This is a genomic window from Rhizobium sp. SVR5-2C (assembly GCF_056755115.1).
In genome coordinates, this window is sequence record NZ_JBNDHT010000048.1 from 23,265 (window position 1) to 43,579 (window position 20,315).

Consider the following 20,315-nt stretch of genomic DNA (forward strand, 5'->3'; position numbering starts at 1 on the left):
ATGCTCAATGTAGAAAACGTCCGGAAAGCCTTCGGCCATGCCACCGTTCTCGACGGTGTCGATCTGACGATCCAGCCCGGCGAGGTAGTGTCGATTCTCGGTTCGTCCGGGTCCGGCAAATCAACGCTGATCCGCTGCATCAACGGACTGGAAAAGCTCAACGGCGGGCGGATCACGGTTGACGAGTTCGACGTCGGCAAACCGAAAGAGTTGGCGGAAGCCCGCAAGCGCTCCGCGACCGTCTTTCAGCTTTTCAATCTCTATCCGCACATGACGGTGCTCGGCAACATCACGCTTGCGCCGATCGAGGTTCTGAAAAGGTCCCGCGGCGAAGCGGAAGCGGAAGCACGTGCCCTGTTGCAGTCCGTCGGCCTTGGCGACCGCGCCGATGCCTATCCGGCCCAGCTTTCCGGCGGTCAGCGCCAGCGCGTCGGCATCTGCCGGGCCCTTGCCATGCAACCGCGCTATCTGCTTCTTGACGAAGTGACGAGCGCGCTTGACCCGGAAATGACGGCGGAGGTGCTGGCGATCCTGGCAAAACTCGCCGAGCAAGGCACGACGATGCTTTTCGTGACCCATGAGATCGAGTTTGCGCGCCATATCTCGGATCGGATCGTCTTCCTCGACAAGGGCAAGCTGCTGGTCGATCTGCCGACCGAAGAATTCTTCGCCGCCGACGGCGGCATGGCGCAGCCCCGCGTTGCCCAGTTCCTTTCCAAGATGCGCAAAGATTAGAGGTTTTTCATGCTGCTTGTGGCCAATAAAGAAGCCTGGCCTGGTTTTCCGACGTCCGTGCAGATGCTGCGCGAGGGGGCCAATAGTCTCGACGCCCTGGTTGCCGGCATCAGCAAGGTCGAGAGCGAAGTGAAGGTTCGCAGCGTCGGTTACGGCGGCTGGCCGAATATGATCGGGAATATGGAACTCGACGCCGCCGTCATGGACGGCAATACCCGCGAGGTCGGCTCGGTTGGTGCCGTGCCGAATACGCTTCCGGTCGCCGCCCTTGCCCATGAAGTGATGAAACGCCTGCCGCATGTGATGCTGACCGGAGATGGCGCCCGGCGTTTTGCGAGTGAAATCGGTTTCGCGGAAGACAACGTCCTCTTCGAAGACAGCAAGCGCGTCTGGTGGGAACGGCTGGAAAAGGAGCTTTCGCCGGAGGACCTGGCAAAATTCCCGGACATCCCGCTGGCGCCGCTGAGCCGCGCGATCACCGATCCCGAACGGGTGCGCGACACGACCGTCTTCCTCTCGGCCGACCCACAGCGCGGCATCCATGCGGCGACCTCGACATCCGGCTGGGCGTGGAAATATCCCGGCCGCTTGGGCGATTCACCCATCCCCGGCGCCGGCTTCTACGCCGACAGCCGCTATGGGGCCGCCGCCTGCACCCATACCGGCGAAATGACGATGCGCTGTTCGACCTCGCGCACGATCGTCCTGGCGCTCAAACTTGGCTATTCGCTCTCCGATGCGATCAAACTTGCGGTCGAAGAGCTCAAGGAACTTGACTCTGGCTTCCTGGCAGGCGTCGTTATTCACGCGGTCGACGCCAAGGGGAACCATGAGGTGGTGAATTTCAGATGCGAGGGCGAGATCCGCTACTGGCTCTGGGAGGATTCAATGTCCGAACCGGAATTGCGGACAGCGAAATCGGCGTAATCAACAAAAGAGGGAATCGAACATGAAACGCATACTCACTGCTCTTGCAGCACTCGCCGTCGTCGCCGGCTCGGCGCTGCCGTCGGTCGCCGGCATGCTGGACGACATCCGTTCACGCGGCACCGTGCGCATTGGCGTCTCGCTCGGCGGCGAGCCGATCGGCTTCCGCGATGCGCAGAACAATCCAGTCGGCTACGACGTCGACGTCGCGACGCGGCTTGCCGAAAAGATCGGCGTTCCCGTCGAGTTCGTTGATGTTTCCGGCGATGCCCGTATTTCGATGCTCGTTTCCGGCCAGATCGATGTCGCCGTTGCGAATACGTCGGCAACGCTCGAGCGGGCCACGACTGTTAATTTCACGATCCCCTACAACCGCGCCGGGCTCCGCGTCATCGTGCAGAAGGATGCGGGCATCAAGGAACTGAAGGACCTGGCTGGCAAGGCGGTCGTCGTCGGCCGCGGCACCACGGGTGAAACCTTCCTGAAGGCCGCCGTGCCGGAAGCCCAGTTGGTCTATGTCGACCAGTTTGCGCCGGATGGCGTCTTGCAGTTGCAGCAGAAACGCGTTGTTGCGGCGATCGAAGATTCCTCGCTGCTCGACTATCTCGCAACGAAGAACCCGTCGCTGGTCACGCTGCCCGGCCTCTATTCCAACGATCCGATCGGCATTGCCGTCGCCAAGGGCGACCCGGAGTTCGTCCGGTGGCTCGATATGTTCGTCTCCGACTACATTCAATCGGGCGCTTACGAAGCCAACTACAAGAAATGGTGGGGTGCGGAATCCAACCCGCCGGCTCTGAACCCGCAGTGGTAAAACCCAAGGCCGCCTTCGGGCGGCCTTTTCCGTTCAAGACGTGGCGCGGAGCACGAAACGCGTCGGAACGGTGATCGGCGGCTGACCCGGCTCGAAACCTTCGGGGTTTGCGATGAAGGCGACGATATGCCGGACGTAATCCGACTTGTCGTAGCCGATGGAAGAGATCGGGTAGGCGTCGAAATCCGTCAGTGACAGGTTGTCGAAACCGTACAGCCTGAAGCGTGGCGGTCTATCTCCCGGAAAGTCGGAACGGCAGACGTCGAGAATACCCATGGCCATGGCGTCGGACGTACAGAAGATCGCGTCCGGACAATCGTCGCCCGTCAGGATCGACGCGGCAGCATGGCCGCTGGCGTAGGAATAGTCACCCTGGACCGTTCGCACCAGCTCGATCCGATGTTTTGCAAAAGCCTGGCGATAAAGACCGATGCGCGCGTGCTCTACCGGTGAAGAGGCGCGGCCCGTGACGAGCCCGGCAGTCTTCACACGCTTCCGCGCCGCGTCGGCCACAGCGTCCTCGATGCCGATCGCTTCGTCCGGCATCACCACCGGGGCCAGCTGGTCGTGCAGGCCATTCAGCATGACGACCAGATCTGACCGGAACATGCGCCTGACGGTTGCAGCATCGGCGAAGTCCGAAAACACCAGTGCGGCATCGACGTGATAGGCGACGCCGTTGCGCAAGAATTCCTCGACGCGCGCAACGGAGCCGATGCGGATGAGGATGACCTGCTTGCCGATCGCCTGGATCTGGTCGATCAGCCGGTCGAAAAGGTCGAGGTCAGAAAGATCGTGGATATGATTGACGACGACCGCGACGAGATTGACCGTCTTGGTCGTCAGGCTCCGGGCCAGCAGATTGGGCTTGTAGCCGAGGGCCGTCGCAGCCTCGATCACCCGCTCGCGCTTCTCGTCGGAAACCGGCCGCGGCTCGGCGGAAAGAGCACGGCTTGCAACCGCGCGCGAAACACCCGCAACGCGCGCAACATCTGCGATCGTCGGCGCGGCGTCGCGGCTCGTCGATGACTTCATTTCTGCAGTTCCAACCTTTTTCCGGTGTGATATCGCAAGCTCAACGACCTTGGCTAGCTGGCCCCCGCCTTTTCGCGGTCAAAACTGCCAGAATGCGACGCTCTGTGCAATTCCACCTGTGCTGTAGGAACTGCAGCTATAGCCAGGAGGCCGGTGACCTGGGCAATCTGCCTTCGGGATCGATTGCACGGAGCTCCGGCCCGCCCGGCTCGTTCCACGTCCATAGTGCCACGCATGTGCCGCCATGCGACATGAAGGACGGATAGATCACGCCGTGATAACCCGATGCCATCAGCCGTTCGCGGAGATGGTGGGTCGCCGGTACCTTGCCTTCGTCCATCAGCAAGCGCCATTCGCAATGATGGATGTCGGCAGAGGTATCGAACTCGCGCAGAAGTGCCGCGTCCATCGTATCCGCCAGGCGCGCGCCTTTGAGCTCTAGTTGTGCGATCATTGCAGGATGCTGGACGAAGCCCTGGTTATATTCCGCCCAGGCCGTCGACAACTCCCGAGCCGCGTAGATCGTCGGCGCTCCCACTGGATTCCACCGGCCGCCAAAGCGACCGGCGCCCTCGCCGGATAGCGGCGCATAGGCCCATTTCGGAACGAAGGCGCGCCAGAGAAGCGTAGCTGCGCCGGGTTGCGTCTCAGGCATAGACGCCGGACCGCACGGCCTCGAGATAGGCAAGGACCCGGTCGGCTTTGCCTTCGCCGACGAGATCGAACGCCGTCTTGCCGCCCCAGCCGGGGATCGGCTGATGCTTGAACCAGATCACCGCGCGGTTCTCGTCGCCAGCCATCTCGCTTGCCATGGAAAGGATGCGGACGACGTTGCTGAGCGCGCTATCGACCTTGCGGGCGCTCGACTGCGCCGTCAACGTGTTGCGGGCAACGCCGATCAGCCGCGCGAGTTCGGCGAGCGTGACGCCAAGCTCTTCAGCAACGCGGCGGGGGGACAGAAACGAGGAGTGCTCGTCACCGAAGTGAGCAGCGATATTATTGAACCTCGCGGCTACCATGGCCTAGCCTTTGCATATTTTGATCACTGTGCAATCAAAATATGCTCAAACTACGCTCATTTCAAGTTTCGCTTCGCCAGAATGGATCGCGCCGTTCGAAGAAAGCGGCAATGCCTTCGCGCGCCTCATCCGTTTCCCAGGTATCTGCCAGTTGCTCTATGACCCCTTCGATGACCGCATCTGTAATCGGCGTACCCAACGAACGGGCGAGTGTCTTGGCTCGCGCGACTGCCCCGGGTGATGCCTTCAGGAAATGCGCGACCTCGGCTTCGACTGCTGCATCCAAGTCCTCCGCCGGAACGACATATTGAACAAGACCGGCGGCCTTTGCTTCCAATGCGCTGATAAGTTTGCCGGACATGAACAGCGGTCGCGCGGCGCCCTCGCCGATGCGCGCGATGACAAAAGGACTGATCGTCGCCGGGATGATGCCGAGGCGAACTTCCGTGAGCCCGAAACGCGCGCCTTCGGAGACGATCACCAGATCGCAAATGCTAAGTAGGCCGATACCGCCGCCGAAAGCATTGCCTTGCACCCTGGCGATTACTGGTTTCGGAATATCGTTCAAGGCACGGAACATGGTTGCAAGACGCCTTGCCTCGGAAATCCGCTCGGCGCGTTCGGCTTCGAATTGCATGCGCATCCAGCCGAGATCGCCGCCTGCGCAAAAGCTTGCGCCGTCTCCCGCAAGCACGATGACCCGCACGCGGCGGTCGGCGCCAAGCTCCTTTGCCGCGGCCGTAAGTTCATCCATCATCTCTGCCGATATCGCATTGTGCTTCTCGGCTCGCGCAAGCGTCAGCCGCGTGACACCACGCGCGTCGGTCTCGATGCGAAGTGTCTGAGGCATCACGAAGCACTCCTCAAAGTACGAGCAAAGGCGGCCGCCTGCTGCAGCCTTTCTTCCGCAAGCCCGGTCGAATAGCTTTTCGCGGCAAGATGGCGCGCGACCGCCAGGGTGTCGACATTGCCCTTGGCGCCCGGCGCATAAGGACAACCTCCAAGCCCGCCGATTGAGGCATCGAAGGTGCGAAGCCCGTGGTCCAGCGCGACATCGATGTTTTCGAGCGCGCGACCGGACGTATCGTGGAAATGGCCGGCCAGCATCGCAGCAGGTGCCTCTTGCAACACGGCCGCCAGCATCTTTGCGACGGCTTCCGGGGTCCCGCGGCCGATCGTGTCGCCAAGACTTATCTCATAGCAGCCGAGATCCCTCAGCCGTGCCGTAACCTCCGCGGCCTTGGCCGGGGAAACGGCACCTTCATAGGGGCATTCAACGACACAGCTGACATAGCCGCGCATCTTGATACCGTGCTCACGGCTGGCGTCGGCGACGGGCCGGAAGCGCTCGATGCTTTCGGGGATCGAGCAATTGATATTGCGCTGACAGAAGCTCTCGGAGGCTGAGGCGAAGATCGCGATCTCATCCGCCCTTGCCGCAAGTGCTGCCTCAAAGCCCTTCATGTTCGGGGTCAGCACGGCGTAGCGGACGCCCGGCTTGCGCCGAATGCCCGCCATCACTTCCGCTGCGTCCGCGAGTTGCGGCACCCATTTCGGGCTCACGAAGCTCGTGACCTCGATGCGCTCGTAGCCGCAATCCGAAAGCATATCGACAAGCGCGATCTTGTCCGCCGTCCCGATGAAACGCTCTTCGTTCTGCAGTCCATCGCGTGGAGCCATCTCGACAATCGAAACATATTCCTCCGCGGACGCCATCACGCCTCCTCCGGCTTCAGCGTCACGAGAACGGCGCCTTCTGAAACCTGCTGGCCCTCGCTCGCCTCAACGCTTTCCACGACGCCGTCACGCGCCGCAGTCAGCGTCAGTTCCATCTTCATCGCTTCCATGACGATCAACGGCTCGCCTTTCGACACCGTCGCACCTTCGCTCGCTCGCACGATCTTGATGAAGCCCGGCATCGGCGCGATGAGTCGATTTCCTGTCTCGGTTTCCGACGCAGCACCATCGAGCCGATCGGGAACCGTGAAGAGATGCGTATAACCGTCGAGGCTCAGGCTCAGCCGATGCGGCCCGCGCTCGATCTCGACCGGAACCTGCCTGCCATCGACCTCAACCTGAACGCGATCTCGATCGCGGCTGACAATCCTGATCGGGATCACACGGCGGCCGTCATGGACGGCGAACATGTCAAAGCCACGTGCCACGACCCGCAGAGAAGCGCCTTCGCCTGCATGTTCCAGGGTCACGATGCGCTGCATCTCGCCCCAGAGCTGCCAATGACCGAGCGTATCCCACGGACTGCCGCCGGACACGTTGGCATCAAGCGACAGCACCGCGGCAAGCGCAACCACGGTATCGGCAGCAGGCGGAATTGCCGTAAGCATCTCAAGATCGCGATCGATCAAGCCCGTATCGGGATGACCTGCGACGAAATCTTTCTGCCGGCTCAGATTGGCGAGGAAATCGATATTGCTGACCGTTCCCGCAATCCGCGACGCCTGCAGTGCATGGGTCAACCTCGCAAGCGCGGTTTGGCGGTCCGGTCCATGCACGATCATCTTGGCGATCAGCGGATCGTAGTGTGCGGAAATCCGGTCGCCGGACCTGACACCCGCGTCGATCCGCACTTCGACCGGAAAGCGCATCTGTTCGACAACGCCGGTTGCAGGCAGGAAACCCTTCGCCGGGTCCTCCGCATAGATGCGCGCTTCAAACGCCCAGCCATCGATGGAGAGGTCGGATTGGCTTGCAGGCAATGGTTCACCGGCGGCAATCCGCAGCTGCCATTCGACAAGATCAATGCCTGTGGTCGCCTCCGTCACCGGATGCTCAACTTGCAGGCGCGTGTTCATTTCCATGAAGAAGAATCGATCCGGCAGGAGCCCGTCCGAAACATCCGCGATGAATTCCACTGTCCCGGCGCCGCGATAGTCGATCGCATGCGCCGCACGCACGGCTGCCTCACCCATGGCGCGGCGCATCTCGGCCGTCATGCCGGGTGCCGGCGCCTCCTCGATCACCTTCTGGTGCCGCCGCTGCAGCGAGCAGTCACGCTCGAAAAGGTGAACGACATTGCCGTGCTGGTCTCCGAAAACCTGCACCTCGATATGGCGGGAGAGGAGCAGGTATTTTTCGAGGAGCACCGCATCGTCGCCGAAAGCCGCATGCGCCTCGCGCTTTGCTGCTTCGAGCGCCGCGGGAAAGTCTTCGGCCCGGTCGACACGGCGCATACCCTTGCCGCCGCCGCCTGCCCGCGGCTTGATGAGCACCGGGAAGCCAATCTCAGCGGCCCTGTCGGCCAGGAAGTCCGGCTCCTGACGGTCACCATGATAGCCGGGCACGACCGGAACGCGTGCTCTGTCCATCAATGCCTTGGCGGCATCCTTCAGACCCATTGCCCTAATTGCGGATGGCTGGGGTCCGATGAAGACCAGCCCGGCCGCTTCGACGGCCTCGGCAAAATCGGCATTTTCCGCAAGGAAACCGTAGCCCGGGTGGATCGCCTGAGCCCCGGCACGCGTGGCAGCCGCGACGATGCGCTCGATCGAAAGATAGCTTTCGTGCGCCGCCGCACCGCCAATGCGGATGGCCTCGTCGGCAAGCTCGGTGTGCAGCGCGCCGGTATCGGCGTCGGAATAGACGGCGACCGTATGGATGCCCATGCGACGCGCAGTGCGGATGATGCGGCAGGCGATTTCGCCACGATTGGCTATCAGGACCTTCGAGAACATCGCTGTTTCCTATTGCACCGCGACCACCTCGATCTCGAGCAGCCAGGCGGAATCGACGAGCCCGGCGACGACGAGCGTCGAGGCCGGAAGCAGCGAACCCAGATATTCGCTGCGGACTTCGCGATTGACTGCCAAATAGCTGCGGTCGGCGATGTAGGTGTTGATCTTAACGATGTCCGATTTGCTCATGCCCGCGGCCCGGAGCTGGGCATCGATGTTCTGCCAGACCTGCCGGGCCTGCGCGGCAAAATCCTCCGGGATCGCCTGCCCCGGCAGGACCGGAACCTGGCCGCTGACGAACAGCAGCCTTTCGAAATTCTCCAGCCTCACGGCCTGGGAGTAACCGCCCTGCGGCTGGGGTGCATCGAGGGCGTTGATCGCTTCCCGTTTCATGTCTTCCTCACATCCTGAACAAACCAAAACGCGTTTCTTCGACCGGCGCGTTGAGCGCCGCCGAAAGCGAGAGCCCGAGCACGTCGCGGCTCTTCAACGGATCGATGATGCCATCGTCCCAAAGGCGTGCGGAGGCGTAGAGCGGATGGCTCTGGCTCTCAAAAAGATCGAGAATGGGCTTCTTGAAGGCCGCCTCATCATCGGCACTCCAGGCTGTTCCCGCGCGATTGAGCGCTTCGCTTCGAACGGTGGCAAGAACGCCCGCCGCCTGCTCACCTCCCATGACAGAGATCCGGCTGTTCGGCCATGTCCACAGGAAGCGCGGCGAGTAGGCGCGGCCGGCCATGCCGTAGTTGCCAGCGCCGAAGGAGCCGCCGATCAGCATCGTAATCTTCGGCATCCTGGTTGTTGCCACCGCCGTGACCAGCTTGGCGCCGTGCTTGGCAATGCCTTCCGTCTCGTATTTCCGCCCGACCATGAAACCGGTGATGTTCTGCAGGAAGACCAGCGGGATCTTCCGCTGTGAGCAGAGCTCGACGAAATGCGTGCCCTTTACTGCGGATTCGGAAAAGAGCACGCCGTTATTGGCAATGATCCCGACCGGAATGCCATGGATATGGGCGAAGCCGCAGACGAGAGTGGTCCCGTAGCGCGCCTTGAACTCGTCGAACCGCGAACCGTCCACAATGCGGGCGATCACCTCACGAACCTCGTAGGGTGTGCGAAGATCGGCCGGTATGATGCCTGCGATTTCCGCCGGATCGTAGAGCGGCGGCTCCGGCTCGCGAAGCTCGATCGTCAGCGCCTTCACCCGGTTCAGCGAAGCAACGGCCCGGCGCGCCAGCGCCAAGGCATGGGCGTCGTCGCGCGCCAGATGATCGGCAACGCCGGAAACGCGGGTGTGCACATCGCCGCCGCCGAGATCCTCCGCCGAGACGACTTCGCCGGTCGCTGCTTTCACGAGCGGCGGGCCGGCGAGAAAGATCGTTCCCTGTCCCTCGACGATGATCGCTTCATCCGACATGGCCGGAACATAGGCCCCGCCCGCCGTGCAGGAGCCCATGACCACGGCAATCTGCGGAATACCGGCCGCCGACATGTTCGCCTGATTGTAGAAGATGCGGCCGAAGTGCTCGCGGTCTGGAAAGACCTCGTCCTGGTTCGGCAGATTGGCACCGCCGGAGTCGACGAGATAGAGGCAGGGCAGATTGTTCTCTGCCGCGATCTCCTGCGCTCTGAGATGCTTCTTCACCGTCATCGGATAGTAGGTACCGCCTTTGACGGTCGCATCGTTGCAGACGATCATGCATTCGCGTCCGGCGACACGCCCGATGCCCGTGATCAGCCCGGCGCCCGGCGCCTCGTCGCCGTACATGCCGTAGGCGGCGGTCGTGCCGATTTCCAGAAACGGCGTTGCCGGATCGATCAGTCCCATCACCCGATCCCGCGGCAGCATCTTGCCGCGGCTCACATGCCTTTCCCGCGCCCCTGCGCCGCCGCCGTTCGCGGCCGTGCGCGCTGCTTCTTCAACGATCTGGCTTGCCGCCCGCATCGCCGCCTGATTGACCCTGAAGGTTTCGGAACTGGTCGAAATCTGGGATTTGAGTACGGTCATGCCGTCTCCGCAAAGAGTTCGCGCCCGATCAGCATGCGCCGGATTTCGGAGGTTCCGGCGCCGATCTCGTAAAGCTTGGCATCCCTCAGCAGCCGCCCCACGGCGTAGTCGTTGGTGTAGCCGTTGCCGCCCAGCGCCTGGATCGCTTCGAGCGCCATTCCCGTCGCCTTTTCCGCTGCGTAGAGAATGCAACCGGCGGCATCCTTTCGGGTCGTCTCGCCGCGGTCGCAGGCAGCCGCGACCGCGTAGACATAGGCGCGTGCCGTGTTCAGCGTCACATACATGTCGGCAACCTTGCCCTGCATCAGCTGGAACTCGCCTATCGCCTGTCCGAACTGCTTGCGTTCATGCAGATAGGGCAGGACGATGTCCATGCATGCCGCCATGATGCCGAGCGGTCCGGCGGAAAGCACCACACGCTCGTAGTCCAGCCCCGACATCAGTACCTTGACGCCGCCGCCGACGGTCCCCAGGACGTTCTCCTCGGGCACCTCGCAATCCGCAAAGACCAGCTCGCAGGTGTTCGAACCGCGCATTCCGAGCTTGTCGAGTTTCTGGCCAGTCGAAAAGCCCTTGAAGGTCTTTTCGACGAGGAAGGCGGTGATACCGCGCGGCCCCCCTTGCGGATCGGTCTTCGCATAGATCACCAGAACATCGGCATCCGGACCGTTGGTGATCCACATCTTGCTGCCGTTCAGCACATAGCGGTCGCCGAGCTTGTCAGCCCGAAGCTTCATGGAGACGACATCCGAACCGGAGCCCGGCTCCGACATGGCCAGCGCGCCGACATGCTCGCCCGAAATCAGCTTCGGCAGATAGCGGGCTTTCTGCGCGTCATTGCCGTTGCGGTTGATCTGGTTGACACAGAGATTGGAATGCGCGCCGTAGCTCAATCCGACCGAGGCCGACGCCCGGCTGATTTCCTCCATGGCGACGCAGTGCGCCAGGTAGCCGAGGCCAGCACCACCATGGCTCTCATCGGCGGTGATGCCGAGCAGGCCCATGTCTCCCATCTCACGCCAGAGCGGCGCCGGGAAACTGTTACTGCGATCGGTCTCTTCCGCCAGCGGTGCGATACGCTCGCTTGCAAACCGCCTGACGCTTTCGCGCAATGCCTCGATCTCGTCGCCGAGGGCGAAATTCAAACCGCCTGAATACATCCGGCCTCTCCTCCTAGCCGCCGATCCCGCGTCAGCAAATCTATTCCCCTCCCGAGATCGCAGGTTGATCAGTAGTCCGGAAAGCAGCTCCTCTTCCGCCCATCCGTCCACGATCAGGACAATAGCACCCGATCCGCGGAATTTCCGCGCCAAAAATGGCGCTGGCGCGCATCAATCGAAAAGCAGCTTACTATGATCGCGATATTTTCGTAATGGCATCGCACCTGTCGGACGCTAGGCGGCCAGACGTCGCCTTGAGGCGACCACGAGCCGGCGCTCCCACCAGATGAGCGCGAGGCTGGAAGCGACGATCAACAGCGCACCGGCAAAGACGTTCGGCGTCGGAACTTCTGCCCAGATGAGATAACCATAGAGAAAGGCCCAGACGAGGCCGCTATATTCGATGGGCGCAAGCGTCGAGGCGGGCGCATGGCGAAAACCCTCGTAGAGCAGATACTGGCCGGCAGCGCTGACGCAGCCCAGCCCGATCATCAGGCACCAGTCGAAGAGATCAGGCGATTTCCAGACCCAGGGAAGCGCCGCTCCGCAAGCGACGACAAAAAGCAAACTCGTCGCCATCATCTGATTCATCGTGCTTTCCGCATGGCTCAGCCGCAGAAGGACGACGCTCCAGGCCCAACAGAAACCTGCAAACAGGACCATCCCGGCCGGGATGAGGCTTGGCGCCTGTGCCGGGTTCGCGGCAAGCACCACGCCCGCAAAGCCGCCGATGCAGGCTAGCCAGCGAACCGGACCGACTTTCTCGCGAAGCACGAAAATCGACAAAACAACAACGATGACAGGCGCGCAGAAATACATCGTCGTGATCTCGGCAAGCCCGAGATGGCGCGCTGATGAATAATAGGCGAGCCAGGCGACGAACATCAGCAGCGCGCGGGTCAGGAGCAGGCCCCGCTGGGCGCTTTTCAGGATCGACGGATGACGGCGCCGACGCACGAAGATGCCGGCGAAGATGACGATGACGATGCTACGGAGGAAAAGGATCTGCGGCACCGAATAGTCCGCGACCAGCCATTTCACGATCGCATCCTGGACGGCAAAGAGCGAATAGCCGATGCACGCCAGCGCTATGCCAAAAAGCGGCGACGGCGCCTCATCGGCTGATCTCAAAAACATGGGAGCCTGCGAAGGAAAATGCGTTTGAATACGCCACCCGGAGTAGCAACCAGCGCTCGCGTTGACAATGGCAACGCGACGCAAGCATGCATATTTTCTCATGGTTCTGCTGCAAACTTCTTGCTGACGGATGTGATGGCATTGATGATCACGGCTACCCCGGAGTTTGCGACAGAATCGACCCTTGTCATCGTCGCGATTCACGAGGTCTGGATGCGCTGATCTGAGCGGTCGCGCCGCTTGACAGCTTCCGGCAAAGAGAGGAAAGATCGCGCATGGGGTTGCGATCACCCCACGAGGCGACAGCCGAAGCATCGCGTCCATTCGACCGCTCACCCGGAGGACGCATGATGTCATCACCTCTTGAAATTTCCTCCGAAAATTTGTCCGGCAAGTTAGCGCCGACGTCCGCATCGACGAGGGCTTCGGCGGCAACCCGCACCTTGATACCAGGCTCGGAAGGCGGCCTCGAATCCTGCGCCGGGCGCGGCCATCCGGCCGGCAACGCAAAAGGCCGGGACCAAGCGATAGGTCATTTCGGCAGTGAGACCCGTGCAAAGTAGCCATCCCGCCACATGTCTTTTCGCGGCGCGCGCGCTGCGCGATTTCGGTGACGGCTTCGTCGCCATCCTGTTACCGGTCTACCTGCTCGTTCTCGGATTTTCCCCGCTGCAGGTCGGCATCATCGCGACAGCATCGCTGTTTGGCTCTGCACTCTTGACGATCGCCGTCGGCTTCCTCGGAGTCCGCTATGATCTCCGCTGGTTACTTCTGGCCGCCGCAAGCCTGATGACTGCCACGGGTGTGGCAATGTCGCTGATGGACGATTACTTGCTGCTGCTGGTGATCGCATTCGCCGGCACAATCAATCCGTCGGCCGGCAGCGTGAGTGTCTTCGTGCCACTGGAACACGCGGCACTCACCCGCGAAGTGAACGATGCGCTGCGGACGAAGATGTTTGCTCGCTACAGCCTCGTGGGGGCGCTCGCAGGTGCCGCCGGCGCGCTCGCGGCCGCCCTGCCCGATCTAACAAGTGCCATAGGGCTTGGCCAACTGACCGCAATCAAGCTGATGTTCGTGCTTTACGCGCTCCTGGGCACTGCCGGCGGCCTCCTTTATGCACGCATCCCAACGCGTATTGCTAGCCACAAGCCTACCCAAGCCGCCGCACTCGGTCCCTCGCGCGCCATTGTCTTGAAGCTTGCAGCGCTGTTCAGCCTCGACGCCTTCGCAGGGGGCTTCGTTGTCCAGTCGCTACTCGCCCTCTGGCTGTTCAAGCGTTTCGATCTGTCGCTCTCCGAAGCCGGAGTGTTCTTCTTCTGGACGGGCGTGCTGTCGGCGTTCTCCTTTCCTGTCGCCGCATGGCTGTCGCGGCGCATCGGACTGATCAACACCATGGTGTTCACCCATATTCCATCGAGCGTTGCCCTGATGCTGGCGGCATTTGCGCCCACCCTGCCCGTCGCACTCAGCTTGCTGCTGATCCGGGCGGCGCTCTCGCAGATGGATGTGCCGACGCGATCTTCCTACGTGATGGCCGTTGTGACGGAGGCGGAGCGAGCGGCCGCCGCGAGCTTCACATCCGTGCCGCGCAGCCTAGCCGCAGCGGCCAGCCCCGCGCTTGCGGGTGCTCTCTTTGCCGCCTCATACCGAGCCTGGCCGCTCCTCATCTGCGCTACGCTGAAGATCGTCTATGACCTGCTATTGTTGCTGCAGTTCCGGCAGCTCAAACCACCGGAAGAAAGCTGACACGGAGCAGTCCAACATCCTGCATTGCGGCGGCGGCCGCTTTTCTTCAGCGATCCAGATCAAGCTTCAGCTGCTCGCCGCCGCGGGTTTTTACGAGGTAAGGGTTCGGCGCTCTCATCAGCTCAATCCGCTGGAGCAACCGCCCGCGACGTTCGAGGTCGCGCTCGCGGGCCGAACGCGACGCGGCAACGAAATCCAGGGCATTCTTGATGACAAGCTCTGCGTGAGTCATGAGAACCTCCACGAAAGTTTGTTCACTATATGTTCTTATTTTAGCCGGAAGTCAATCCGAGTGATCATACGCTCCCGGCGCGGTTTGCCCGCTGACGAACTCGGGATCATCCTTAGGAATTAACCGATATTTAAGCATGTTCTTGCCTAAGCCGAATTTTCTTGCCATGCTGAGTGCTCAATTGAGGGGTTTAGAGCATGGATATTCACAGCCTGAATGCTGAACCAACGCAGTATGCGCAGCGCCTTCTCGATTGCCGGGCATCCTTCGAACCAATGTTTCTTGAGATCATCAAGGAAGCGCAGAAGAACGGCTTTGAGCCGGCTGAGGTCGCTATGGCGATCGCCGATGCTGCTGACGACATGATCTTGGCTCTCGCCTCGAAGCTGCGTACGGCGCACTAAGCCGGCCTTTTTTCGGCCGACGGACGGATGGCTCCGATGACCGCCGATCCCTCAAAGGGGTCGGCGGCAGCGTTCTGACGCTCTCGTTTTCCGGATCAGAGAATAACGGGACAATGCTGGCGCTGGGCCTTTCCTGCCGGCCCTTTCCTTTCTATGCTGTCGGCATCTCGCACGACCGACAAAGCGCATGCTGATCCGCCAGGGGCACGAACGAAACGAACAAATCGATAGGAAGCTAGCCTCGTGGCTCGCCGCGATCGCGGGCGCGTTGAACGCAGCAGCGTTTTACGCGGTCGGCTTCTTCTCCGCTAACATGACCGGAAACGTCTCGACATTCTCCGATCATATTGCCGTTGGCGCATGGTTTTCCGGCCTGTTCTATCTTGCGATCGTCGTCACCTTCATCGTCGGCGCCACCATCTCGACCCTGCTCATCAATGCCGGCCGCAGACGCAACATGCATGGCATCTATGCCTATAGCATCCTGACCGAAGCGATCCTGCTTGCGATCCTCGGCTGCGCCGACCTTTGGCTGCTTGGAGCCTGGCGCGCGCCGGTGCTGGTCATCGGCCTTGCCTTTCTCATGGGCCTTCAAAATGCTGTCGTCACGCGCATTTCGGACGCGCGGGTGAGAACAACCCATATCTCGGGAATGGCGACCGATATCGGGATCGAGCTGGGGATGGCATTTGACATCCTCCGCGGTAAGGAGCCGTCGAGCGAGGCACGACATAACCGCGCCAAGCTCCTTTTGCATGTCCATACGATCCTCGCCTTTCTGGTTGGCGGGATCGTCGGGGTTCTGGCCTATCGCGCCGTCGGTGGTTTCATGCTGATCGGCGCCGCCGCACTACTGCTGATGATCGCCGCGACCGGCATTTCCCGCGCACGGAACCAGCGCGCGCAGGCCGTCTCGTAGAGGCGCTACCTCAGAGGCGCTGCAGACAAAAGGAAAAATGCGCATCCGGGTCCAGCGTCAGATATTCGAAGCGCCATCCGTAATCGGCACAGAACTTGTGGACGGCTTCCACCACGCCATAGACGATCGGCTTGACGGTGTTGCCGGTACAGAAGTCGTGGCCCGCAATCCTGCCACCCCGGTTGACCTTGCTGTTTGAGAGCACCAGTTCCTGCCAGGTGAGGTCGAAGGAGTGGTCCGTATCGATGTATAGCCAGTCGAAAAAGCCGTCCTCGAACGTGCGCAAGACGTCGAGCGACGTACCCTGCCTTATCTCCACCGTTCCATCGGCTATCTCGCCGCCGAACTTCTCGCGCACAGTGGCCATGCCGGCGGAGTAGCGATCCATGCCCCATGGGTCGATGAGGAAAAGCTTGGCGGGGCGATTGCGCTTGAGAATTTCTGCCGTGAACTCGCCTTCGGCGACGCCGATCTCGGCCGCGATCCCGCCATTCGGCAGACGATGCAGAAGCTCGTTGCGATCCGGCAGCAGCTTGGCGCCTTCGGTATGAACGAAATCCAGCCTTGTACGCGGTGTGCTATTCCTCAGGCGTAACCGCTCTTCGCGCGTTTTCACTCTATGCTCCATGAGAGAATGATTTCATGATCGGCACAGCACCAAGGGTGCCGGGATGCAGTCTATCTCTATACACAAATCCCGGCTTGCGAAACTCACGAGGCGAGGCATCCGCCGCCCTTCACAACAATCTGAAGGGCGTGCTGCGGCAGGATGGTGATTGCCGGTCAGAAAAAATTGGAGAAAAATCCCGGCAACGGTCTTGCAGTTCGACGCCGATATCGTTAGAGAGCCATCCACGCTAGGTGCTGCGGCACCCGGGGGCGATTAGCTCAGTTGGTAGAGCGCCTCGTTTACACCGAGGATGTCGGGAGTTCGAGTCTCTCATCGCCCACCATGCTTTCCATAAAAAATCGTTCGTTCTCGAAGCAAAATTAATTGCTTAGCAACTCTCGTCCACGTGCAATTCCCCTCACCTATCGGCCTAAACCGCCCCTTGATTTTAAAAGGGAACCCGAAACGCTCCCCTCACCCCTCCAGCAGGCAGACATTACAAGCGCTTTAGCGGCTCTATGGCGTAGACCGCGCCCCTAGGGTCTCCGGGAAATTTAGCTTGAAGAAAATCTATTCATCAGAAATGTCTCCGGATAAATCTTGATCCACATTTTCCGGCAGTTGCCCCCGTGGTATCAACCCACCGGGAACTCGGGGAACGTCGCATGCCAGAGTGGGGTGTTAGACGCCGTTCGATGTCAACACGGGAGCTTGTAAAAGTAGCCATGGGGCTCTATCCCGAACTAAGCGGGCAGCGTGACAGCTTTGATGTTTTCTTCCGGATAGCAAGTGCAGCCATCCACGCCGATGAGTTGCCTAACAAGGACTTGGATACGGCTATCTATTTGGGAGAGAGACTGCTTGGCTTGTTGACGAAAATCCAGGCCCACGATGCCCTTGACGCTGAACTTCCGCTCGACTGACATTAAGCGACTAGCAGATAGGCCGGTGTATTTAAGCGATTAAAGACCAAGTGTGATTGCGGAGAGGTGTCGATGCGAGGGCAGTGGCAAGGCAATTATAGCGGGTATTCTTCTGGACAAGTTACGCTTCAGATTGACGAGTACGAAACGCACTTCGCCGGCAGAGCGTGCGTATTCGAGGCCGGTAACGACTACGGAATTTACGTTTGCGGGTTCCAGACTCAGGACAAAAAGGATCATCAACAGCTTAAAGTGCCGGTCACAATTCAGCGATATCTTGATGCCACCGACATACCCAGATCGGAGTTATCCTCCTCTTTCCCCGGTATTGATTTTCCTACACACGCTTTGATCGACCTGAAAATGTTGAGCAAAGGGCTGCGCGTTACCGCCACAACGATGATGGACACCAAAACGCTTGGAACAATTACTTCTCTGCTGACCCGTGGATCTGCGGAAAAGAAGAGCAAGCTGGTCGTAGACAAGACGGTCAGGAGCTGGGAAAGGTTCAAACAAATGGTGGGATCGATGGAGCCTGACCGCTTCATCTTTCGAGGTCAGCCTGTTGTTAACCGACTTAGAACCTCATTTCATCGGACCAATCGAAGCGACTTGCATAAGTTTCAAGCGGACGACATCCCTCAGTTGCATGCAATGGTGACCTCAAAAACAAACCATTACTTCGATCTTCGTGACAACGTACAGAATGCGGCTTTCTGGAATTTGCTCCAACATCATGGCTATCCCACGCCCTTGCTAGATTGGACGCATTCACCCTATGTCGCCGCATACTTTGCTTTCAGAGAAAAGCCCCAAGGCGCAATTGAGGCAAACCGTAAGATCAGGATATTTATGTTCGATCGGGCTGCTTGGCTTAGCGATTTTCGTCAGATTTACAGCGTTGTAAACGTCAGGCCGCACTTCTCTCTTCTCAATCCCATCGCACTTGAAAATCCGCGGGCATTGCCGCAACAAGCAATTTGCTCGATCACAACCGTCGATGATGTCGAAGATTACTTGACCCAATGTGGCAAGGCAGCGAACAAGACATACCTCAGCGTTTTCGAACTACCCTTTACTGAGCGTGGCCCAGTTTTAACGGAACTTCGCTTGATGGGAGTGGCCGCCGGCTCTCTTTTTCCAGGAATTGACGGAGCATGCGAAGAGATGAAACTGAAAAATTTTCGGTATTAGCGCTGCGATGGTGCCCCATGCGGGAGTAAGGCAATCCGTCAGAGTCAACAGCTTGCCAATTTTTTGAGACAAAAAGACGGTTTGCGAAATCATCTTGCTTTTCGCCGGTAGTGTCTCACGTGATCTCGTAGATCGCCGCTTCTTCGCACCTGCCGGGCACACCAAAGAAAACCCCGCAGAGCGACCGCGGGGTTTTTCTCGATCGTCTGCTTAATGTTACTGGCAGTTGCCACCGGCATCCTTGGCTGTACCAGCTACGGGCTTACCCGCCTTGTTGGCTGCGGTCTTGCCCTGAACGCAGTCCGAGGACTCTCTGATATCACTCCCGGCGGCATCACTCCCGCCATTGAAGTTACCGCTCGTGTTCTGATTTTGCGCGCCGCCAGAACCGCCGGTGGCGCCGGAACCGCTCGTGCTGCCGGAACCGCCGCTCCCACCCGATCCGCCGCTGGCCTGAGCCATCGCCGACGTTGCAAGACCGATCGAAAGTGCGGAGACCGTGATGAGTTTCAAAAGCATTGGATTCTCCTATTCTTGCTTTTGCTTCTGGGGGGGCGAACTCCAGCATGAAAAATTAGTTCCACCTTAAATTCTCACTCGATCTCGTAAATCGCCGCCTCGTCCTGCTCCTCTCGAAGCCCCTTATAAGAGGCGTGCCGCAGCTTCCCGTCATGCGTCCAGGCGCGGTATTCGATCTCGGCAATGAGTATCGGTTTCACATAGACCGCATCGCGCTCTTCCTGCCGGTATCGGCGGCTGACCATCCGCTCACGAGGCAGGTCTATCCTGATAGAACGGATAGTCGATGTAGCCTTCGGGTCCCTGCGTGTAGAAGGTTTTGGTGTCCCACTCATTGAGTGGCCATCCGTTACGAAGCCGCTCAACCAGGTCAGGATTGGCCAGAAACGGCTTGCCCACCGCGATCAGGTCTGCCTCATCATTGTCGATTGCGGCTTGCCCGTTCGTTTCGAGGTAGCCGCCGGAAAGAATCAGCGGTCGCTGAGAGGCCTTCCGAAAATCTCGAAGGTAATTGCTGGGAATCGAGACATCGTCGGCCCAGCGCGTTTGATCGCTAACGTGTACGTAGGCGATGTCGCGCTTTGCGAGTTCAGCCGCCAGCCGTAGATAGGTCTCAGCCTCGTCTTCAAACGCAGGCATTTCATTGAATCGGCCAAAGGGGGACAAGCGGATGCCGGTGCGCTCGCGGCCAATCGCGTCGATTACGGCGTCTACTGTTTCGAGTGTAAAGCGGATCCGATTGTCAATCGAACCGCCGTAACGATCGTTGCGCGTGTTTAACGCCCCATTGATAAACTGGTCGTGGAGATAGCCATTGGCGGCATGAATCTCGACGCCGTCAAAGCCGCCCTCGAGGGCATTGCGGGCAGCCTGCGCGAACTCGCCAACGATAATTGGCACCTCGTCCGTCAGCAGAGCTCGGGGCTTACTTTGGAGAAGAAAAGCTGGCTTGCCGCCCGCGTCGAAGGCCATGGAGATGGCTTTCGTCGCCCCTACGTCTGTGGAGCTAACAGTGGCTTGGCCATGTGGCTGATGCGAGACATGACTCGCTCGGCCGCCATGCCGGAGCTGACCGAAAATCACCCCACCATGATCATGCACCTCACCGGTAACATGGCGCCAGGCCTCGATTTGGGTCCGGGTATATAGGCCAGGCTCGAACGCCCAGGTCCGGGCCCATTCGCTGATGGCGATACTGCCGGTCACGATGAATGCGGCGCCGGCACGCTGCGCAAAAT

At 60.2% G+C, this 20,315-nt stretch carries 23 protein-coding genes, 1 tRNA gene and 1 pseudogene; 10 read left to right on the top strand and 15 right to left on the bottom strand.

Annotated features, from left to right (window positions below; translation table 11 throughout):
• From ACPYOI_RS15785 to ACPYOI_RS15795, 3 genes are read left to right on the top strand one after another with little or no spacing between them, the layout of a single operon-like run.
• On the top strand, positions 1-735 hold the full coding sequence (locus ACPYOI_RS15785; protein WP_168829828.1) for an amino acid ABC transporter ATP-binding protein: 735 nt from the start codon (positions 1-3) through the stop codon (positions 733-735).
• 9 nt (positions 736-744) lie between these two features.
• A complete protein-coding gene (locus ACPYOI_RS15790; RefSeq protein WP_168829827.1) occupies positions 745-1,662 on the top strand; it encodes a glycosylasparaginase in 918 nt (305 codons plus the stop codon).
• Positions 1,663-1,684: 22 nt separating this feature from the next.
• A complete protein-coding gene (locus ACPYOI_RS15795) occupies positions 1,685-2,476 on the top strand; it encodes a transporter substrate-binding domain-containing protein (RefSeq protein WP_481414579.1) in 792 nt (263 codons plus the stop codon).
• Positions 2,477-2,509: 33 nt separating this feature from the next.
• Here the strand turns inward: ACPYOI_RS15795 and ACPYOI_RS15800 are convergent, their stop codons facing one another.
• The 10 genes from ACPYOI_RS15800 to ACPYOI_RS15845 all read right to left on the bottom strand — a co-directional run bounded on the left by ACPYOI_RS15800 (position 2,510) and on the right by ACPYOI_RS15845 (position 12,527).
• Positions 2,510-3,511 carry a LacI family DNA-binding transcriptional regulator gene (locus ACPYOI_RS15800; protein WP_481414580.1) on the bottom strand — a complete coding sequence of 334 codons (1,002 nt, stop codon included), beginning with the start codon at positions 3,509-3,511 and terminating at the stop codon, positions 2,510-2,512.
• Positions 3,512-3,647: 136 nt separating this feature from the next.
• Positions 3,648-4,166 carry an RES family NAD+ phosphorylase gene (locus tag ACPYOI_RS15805; RefSeq protein ID WP_481414581.1) on the bottom strand — a complete coding sequence of 173 codons (519 nt, stop codon included), beginning with the start codon at positions 4,164-4,166 and terminating at the stop codon, positions 3,648-3,650.
• Entirely contained in the window at positions 4,159-4,530 is a 372-nt protein-coding gene (locus tag ACPYOI_RS15810; protein ID WP_481414582.1) for an antitoxin Xre/MbcA/ParS toxin-binding domain-containing protein, read from the bottom strand. Before ACPYOI_RS15810 ends, ACPYOI_RS15805 begins: the two co-directional genes overlap by 8 nt.
• Before the next feature lie 61 nt (positions 4,531-4,591).
• Positions 4,592-5,380, bottom strand: a complete 789-nt coding sequence (locus tag ACPYOI_RS15815) for a crotonase/enoyl-CoA hydratase family protein (RefSeq protein WP_481423015.1) — start codon at positions 5,378-5,380, stop codon at positions 4,592-4,594.
• Positions 5,380-6,246 carry a hydroxymethylglutaryl-CoA lyase gene (locus ACPYOI_RS15820; protein WP_481414584.1) on the bottom strand — a complete coding sequence of 289 codons (867 nt, stop codon included), beginning with the start codon at positions 6,244-6,246 and terminating at the stop codon, positions 5,380-5,382. The genes ACPYOI_RS15815 and ACPYOI_RS15820 overlap by 1 nt, the downstream gene beginning before the upstream one ends.
• Positions 6,246-8,222: an acetyl/propionyl/methylcrotonyl-CoA carboxylase subunit alpha gene (locus ACPYOI_RS15825; RefSeq protein ID WP_481414585.1), complete on the bottom strand. Its 1,977-nt coding sequence runs from the start codon at positions 8,220-8,222 to the stop codon at positions 6,246-6,248. Before ACPYOI_RS15825 ends, ACPYOI_RS15820 begins: the two co-directional genes overlap by 1 nt.
• 9 nt (positions 8,223-8,231) lie before the next feature.
• Positions 8,232-8,615: a RidA family protein gene (locus tag ACPYOI_RS15830; RefSeq protein ID WP_481423016.1), complete on the bottom strand. Its 384-nt coding sequence runs from the start codon at positions 8,613-8,615 to the stop codon at positions 8,232-8,234.
• A gap of 7 nt (positions 8,616-8,622) precedes the next feature.
• On the bottom strand, positions 8,623-10,230 hold the full coding sequence (locus ACPYOI_RS15835) for a carboxyl transferase domain-containing protein (protein ID WP_481414587.1): 1,608 nt from the start codon (positions 10,228-10,230) through the stop codon (positions 8,623-8,625).
• Positions 10,227-11,390, bottom strand: a complete 1,164-nt coding sequence (locus tag ACPYOI_RS15840; protein ID WP_481414588.1) for an isovaleryl-CoA dehydrogenase — start codon at positions 11,388-11,390, stop codon at positions 10,227-10,229. The genes ACPYOI_RS15835 and ACPYOI_RS15840 overlap by 4 nt, the downstream gene beginning before the upstream one ends.
• Positions 11,391-11,624: 234 nt before the next feature.
• Positions 11,625-12,527 carry a DMT family transporter gene (locus ACPYOI_RS15845; RefSeq protein WP_481414589.1) on the bottom strand — a complete coding sequence of 301 codons (903 nt, stop codon included), beginning with the start codon at positions 12,525-12,527 and terminating at the stop codon, positions 11,625-11,627.
• Between the two features lie 24 nt (positions 12,528-12,551).
• On the opposite strand from ACPYOI_RS15845, the gene ACPYOI_RS15850 reads away from it, so the two are divergent.
• Positions 12,552-12,749: a hypothetical protein gene (locus ACPYOI_RS15850; RefSeq protein WP_481414590.1), complete on the top strand. Its 198-nt coding sequence runs from the start codon at positions 12,552-12,554 to the stop codon at positions 12,747-12,749.
• Between the two features lie 321 nt (positions 12,750-13,070).
• Positions 13,071-14,276 (top strand): MFS transporter, encoded by a 1,206-nt coding sequence (locus ACPYOI_RS15855; protein ID WP_481414591.1) that lies wholly within the window; start codon positions 13,071-13,073, stop codon positions 14,274-14,276.
• A 46-nt stretch (positions 14,277-14,322) separates the two neighbouring features.
• On the opposite strand, the gene ACPYOI_RS15860 is transcribed toward ACPYOI_RS15855, so the two are convergent.
• Positions 14,323-14,508 carry a hypothetical protein gene (locus ACPYOI_RS15860; protein WP_168829815.1) on the bottom strand — a complete coding sequence of 62 codons (186 nt, stop codon included), beginning with the start codon at positions 14,506-14,508 and terminating at the stop codon, positions 14,323-14,325.
• 197 nt (positions 14,509-14,705) lie between these two features.
• Here ACPYOI_RS15860 and ACPYOI_RS15865 point away from each other — a divergent pair, with 197 nt between their 5' ends.
• The gene (locus ACPYOI_RS15865; protein ID WP_168829814.1) at positions 14,706-14,912 is read left to right on the top strand and encodes a hypothetical protein; all 207 of its coding nucleotides are present in this window, start codon (positions 14,706-14,708) and stop codon (positions 14,910-14,912) included.
• A gap of 187 nt (positions 14,913-15,099) precedes the next feature.
• The gene (locus tag ACPYOI_RS15870; RefSeq protein ID WP_481414592.1) at positions 15,100-15,831 is read left to right on the top strand and encodes a YoaK family protein; all 732 of its coding nucleotides are present in this window, start codon (positions 15,100-15,102) and stop codon (positions 15,829-15,831) included.
• Between the two features lie 10 nt (positions 15,832-15,841).
• Here the strand turns inward: ACPYOI_RS15870 and ACPYOI_RS15875 are convergent, their stop codons facing one another.
• On the bottom strand, positions 15,842-16,447 hold the full coding sequence (locus ACPYOI_RS15875) for a class I SAM-dependent methyltransferase (RefSeq protein ID WP_481423017.1): 606 nt from the start codon (positions 16,445-16,447) through the stop codon (positions 15,842-15,844).
• 261 nt (positions 16,448-16,708) lie between these two features.
• Between ACPYOI_RS15875 and ACPYOI_RS15880 the strand changes: the two genes are divergently transcribed.
• From ACPYOI_RS15880 to ACPYOI_RS15890, 3 genes are all read left to right on the top strand, one after another.
• Positions 16,709-16,784, top strand: a tRNA-Val gene (locus ACPYOI_RS15880).
• 322 nt (positions 16,785-17,106) lie between these two features.
• Positions 17,107-17,364 carry a hypothetical protein gene (locus ACPYOI_RS15885; RefSeq protein ID WP_481414594.1) on the top strand — a complete coding sequence of 86 codons (258 nt, stop codon included), beginning with the start codon at positions 17,107-17,109 and terminating at the stop codon, positions 17,362-17,364.
• A 72-nt stretch (positions 17,365-17,436) separates the two neighbouring features.
• A complete protein-coding gene (locus ACPYOI_RS15890; protein WP_481414595.1) occupies positions 17,437-18,558 on the top strand; it encodes an FRG domain-containing protein in 1,122 nt (373 codons plus the stop codon).
• A 216-nt stretch (positions 18,559-18,774) separates the two neighbouring features.
• On the opposite strand, the gene ACPYOI_RS15895 is transcribed toward ACPYOI_RS15890, so the two are convergent.
• From ACPYOI_RS15895 to ACPYOI_RS15905, 3 genes and pseudogenes are all read right to left on the bottom strand, one after another.
• Positions 18,775-19,077: a hypothetical protein gene (locus ACPYOI_RS15895; protein WP_481414596.1), complete on the bottom strand. Its 303-nt coding sequence runs from the start codon at positions 19,075-19,077 to the stop codon at positions 18,775-18,777.
• A 74-nt stretch (positions 19,078-19,151) separates the two neighbouring features.
• Positions 19,152-19,283 (bottom strand): annotated as a pseudogene (locus tag ACPYOI_RS15900) (ATP dependent DNA ligase); the annotation flags it as partial.
• Between the two features lie 43 nt (positions 19,284-19,326).
• A partial coding sequence (locus ACPYOI_RS15905) for an alkene reductase (RefSeq protein ID WP_481423018.1) occupies positions 19,327-20,315 on the bottom strand: 989 nt, incomplete at its 5' end.

Bases quoted from the DNA above. Each gene is read 5' to 3' on its own strand.
- ACPYOI_RS15785 (WP_168829828.1), top strand. From the start codon at position 1: ATGCTCAATGTAGAAAACGTCCGGAAAGCCTTCGGCCATGCCACCGTT.
- ACPYOI_RS15790 (WP_168829827.1), top strand. From the start codon at position 745: ATGCTGCTTGTGGCCAATAAAGAAGCCTGGCCTGGTTTTCCGACGTCC.
- ACPYOI_RS15795 (WP_481414579.1), top strand. From the start codon at position 1,685: ATGAAACGCATACTCACTGCTCTTGCAGCACTCGCCGTCGTCGCCGGC.
- ACPYOI_RS15800 (WP_481414580.1), bottom strand. From the start codon at position 3,511: ATGAAGTCATCGACGAGCCGCGACGCCGCGCCGACGATCGCAGATGTT.
- ACPYOI_RS15805 (WP_481414581.1), bottom strand. From the start codon at position 4,166: ATGCCTGAGACGCAACCCGGCGCAGCTACGCTTCTCTGGCGCGCCTTC.
- ACPYOI_RS15810 (WP_481414582.1), bottom strand. From the start codon at position 4,530: ATGGTAGCCGCGAGGTTCAATAATATCGCTGCTCACTTCGGTGACGAG.
- ACPYOI_RS15815 (WP_481423015.1), bottom strand. From the start codon at position 5,380: ATGCCTCAGACACTTCGCATCGAGACCGACGCGCGTGGTGTCACGCGG.
- ACPYOI_RS15820 (WP_481414584.1), bottom strand. From the start codon at position 6,246: ATGGCGTCCGCGGAGGAATATGTTTCGATTGTCGAGATGGCTCCACGC.
- ACPYOI_RS15825 (WP_481414585.1), bottom strand. From the start codon at position 8,222: ATGTTCTCGAAGGTCCTGATAGCCAATCGTGGCGAAATCGCCTGCCGC.
- ACPYOI_RS15830 (WP_481423016.1), bottom strand. From the start codon at position 8,615: ATGAAACGGGAAGCGATCAACGCCCTCGATGCACCCCAGCCGCAGGGC.
- ACPYOI_RS15835 (WP_481414587.1), bottom strand. From the start codon at position 10,230: ATGACCGTACTCAAATCCCAGATTTCGACCAGTTCCGAAACCTTCAGG.
- ACPYOI_RS15840 (WP_481414588.1), bottom strand. From the start codon at position 11,390: ATGTATTCAGGCGGTTTGAATTTCGCCCTCGGCGACGAGATCGAGGCA.
- ACPYOI_RS15845 (WP_481414589.1), bottom strand. From the start codon at position 12,527: ATGTTTTTGAGATCAGCCGATGAGGCGCCGTCGCCGCTTTTTGGCATA.
- ACPYOI_RS15860 (WP_168829815.1), bottom strand. From the start codon at position 14,508: ATGACTCACGCAGAGCTTGTCATCAAGAATGCCCTGGATTTCGTTGCC.
- ACPYOI_RS15865 (WP_168829814.1), top strand. From the start codon at position 14,706: ATGGATATTCACAGCCTGAATGCTGAACCAACGCAGTATGCGCAGCGC.
- ACPYOI_RS15870 (WP_481414592.1), top strand. From the start codon at position 15,100: ATGCTGATCCGCCAGGGGCACGAACGAAACGAACAAATCGATAGGAAG.
- ACPYOI_RS15885 (WP_481414594.1), top strand. From the start codon at position 17,107: ATGCCAGAGTGGGGTGTTAGACGCCGTTCGATGTCAACACGGGAGCTT.
- ACPYOI_RS15890 (WP_481414595.1), top strand. From the start codon at position 17,437: ATGCGAGGGCAGTGGCAAGGCAATTATAGCGGGTATTCTTCTGGACAA.
- ACPYOI_RS15895 (WP_481414596.1), bottom strand. From the start codon at position 19,077: ATGCTTTTGAAACTCATCACGGTCTCCGCACTTTCGATCGGTCTTGCA.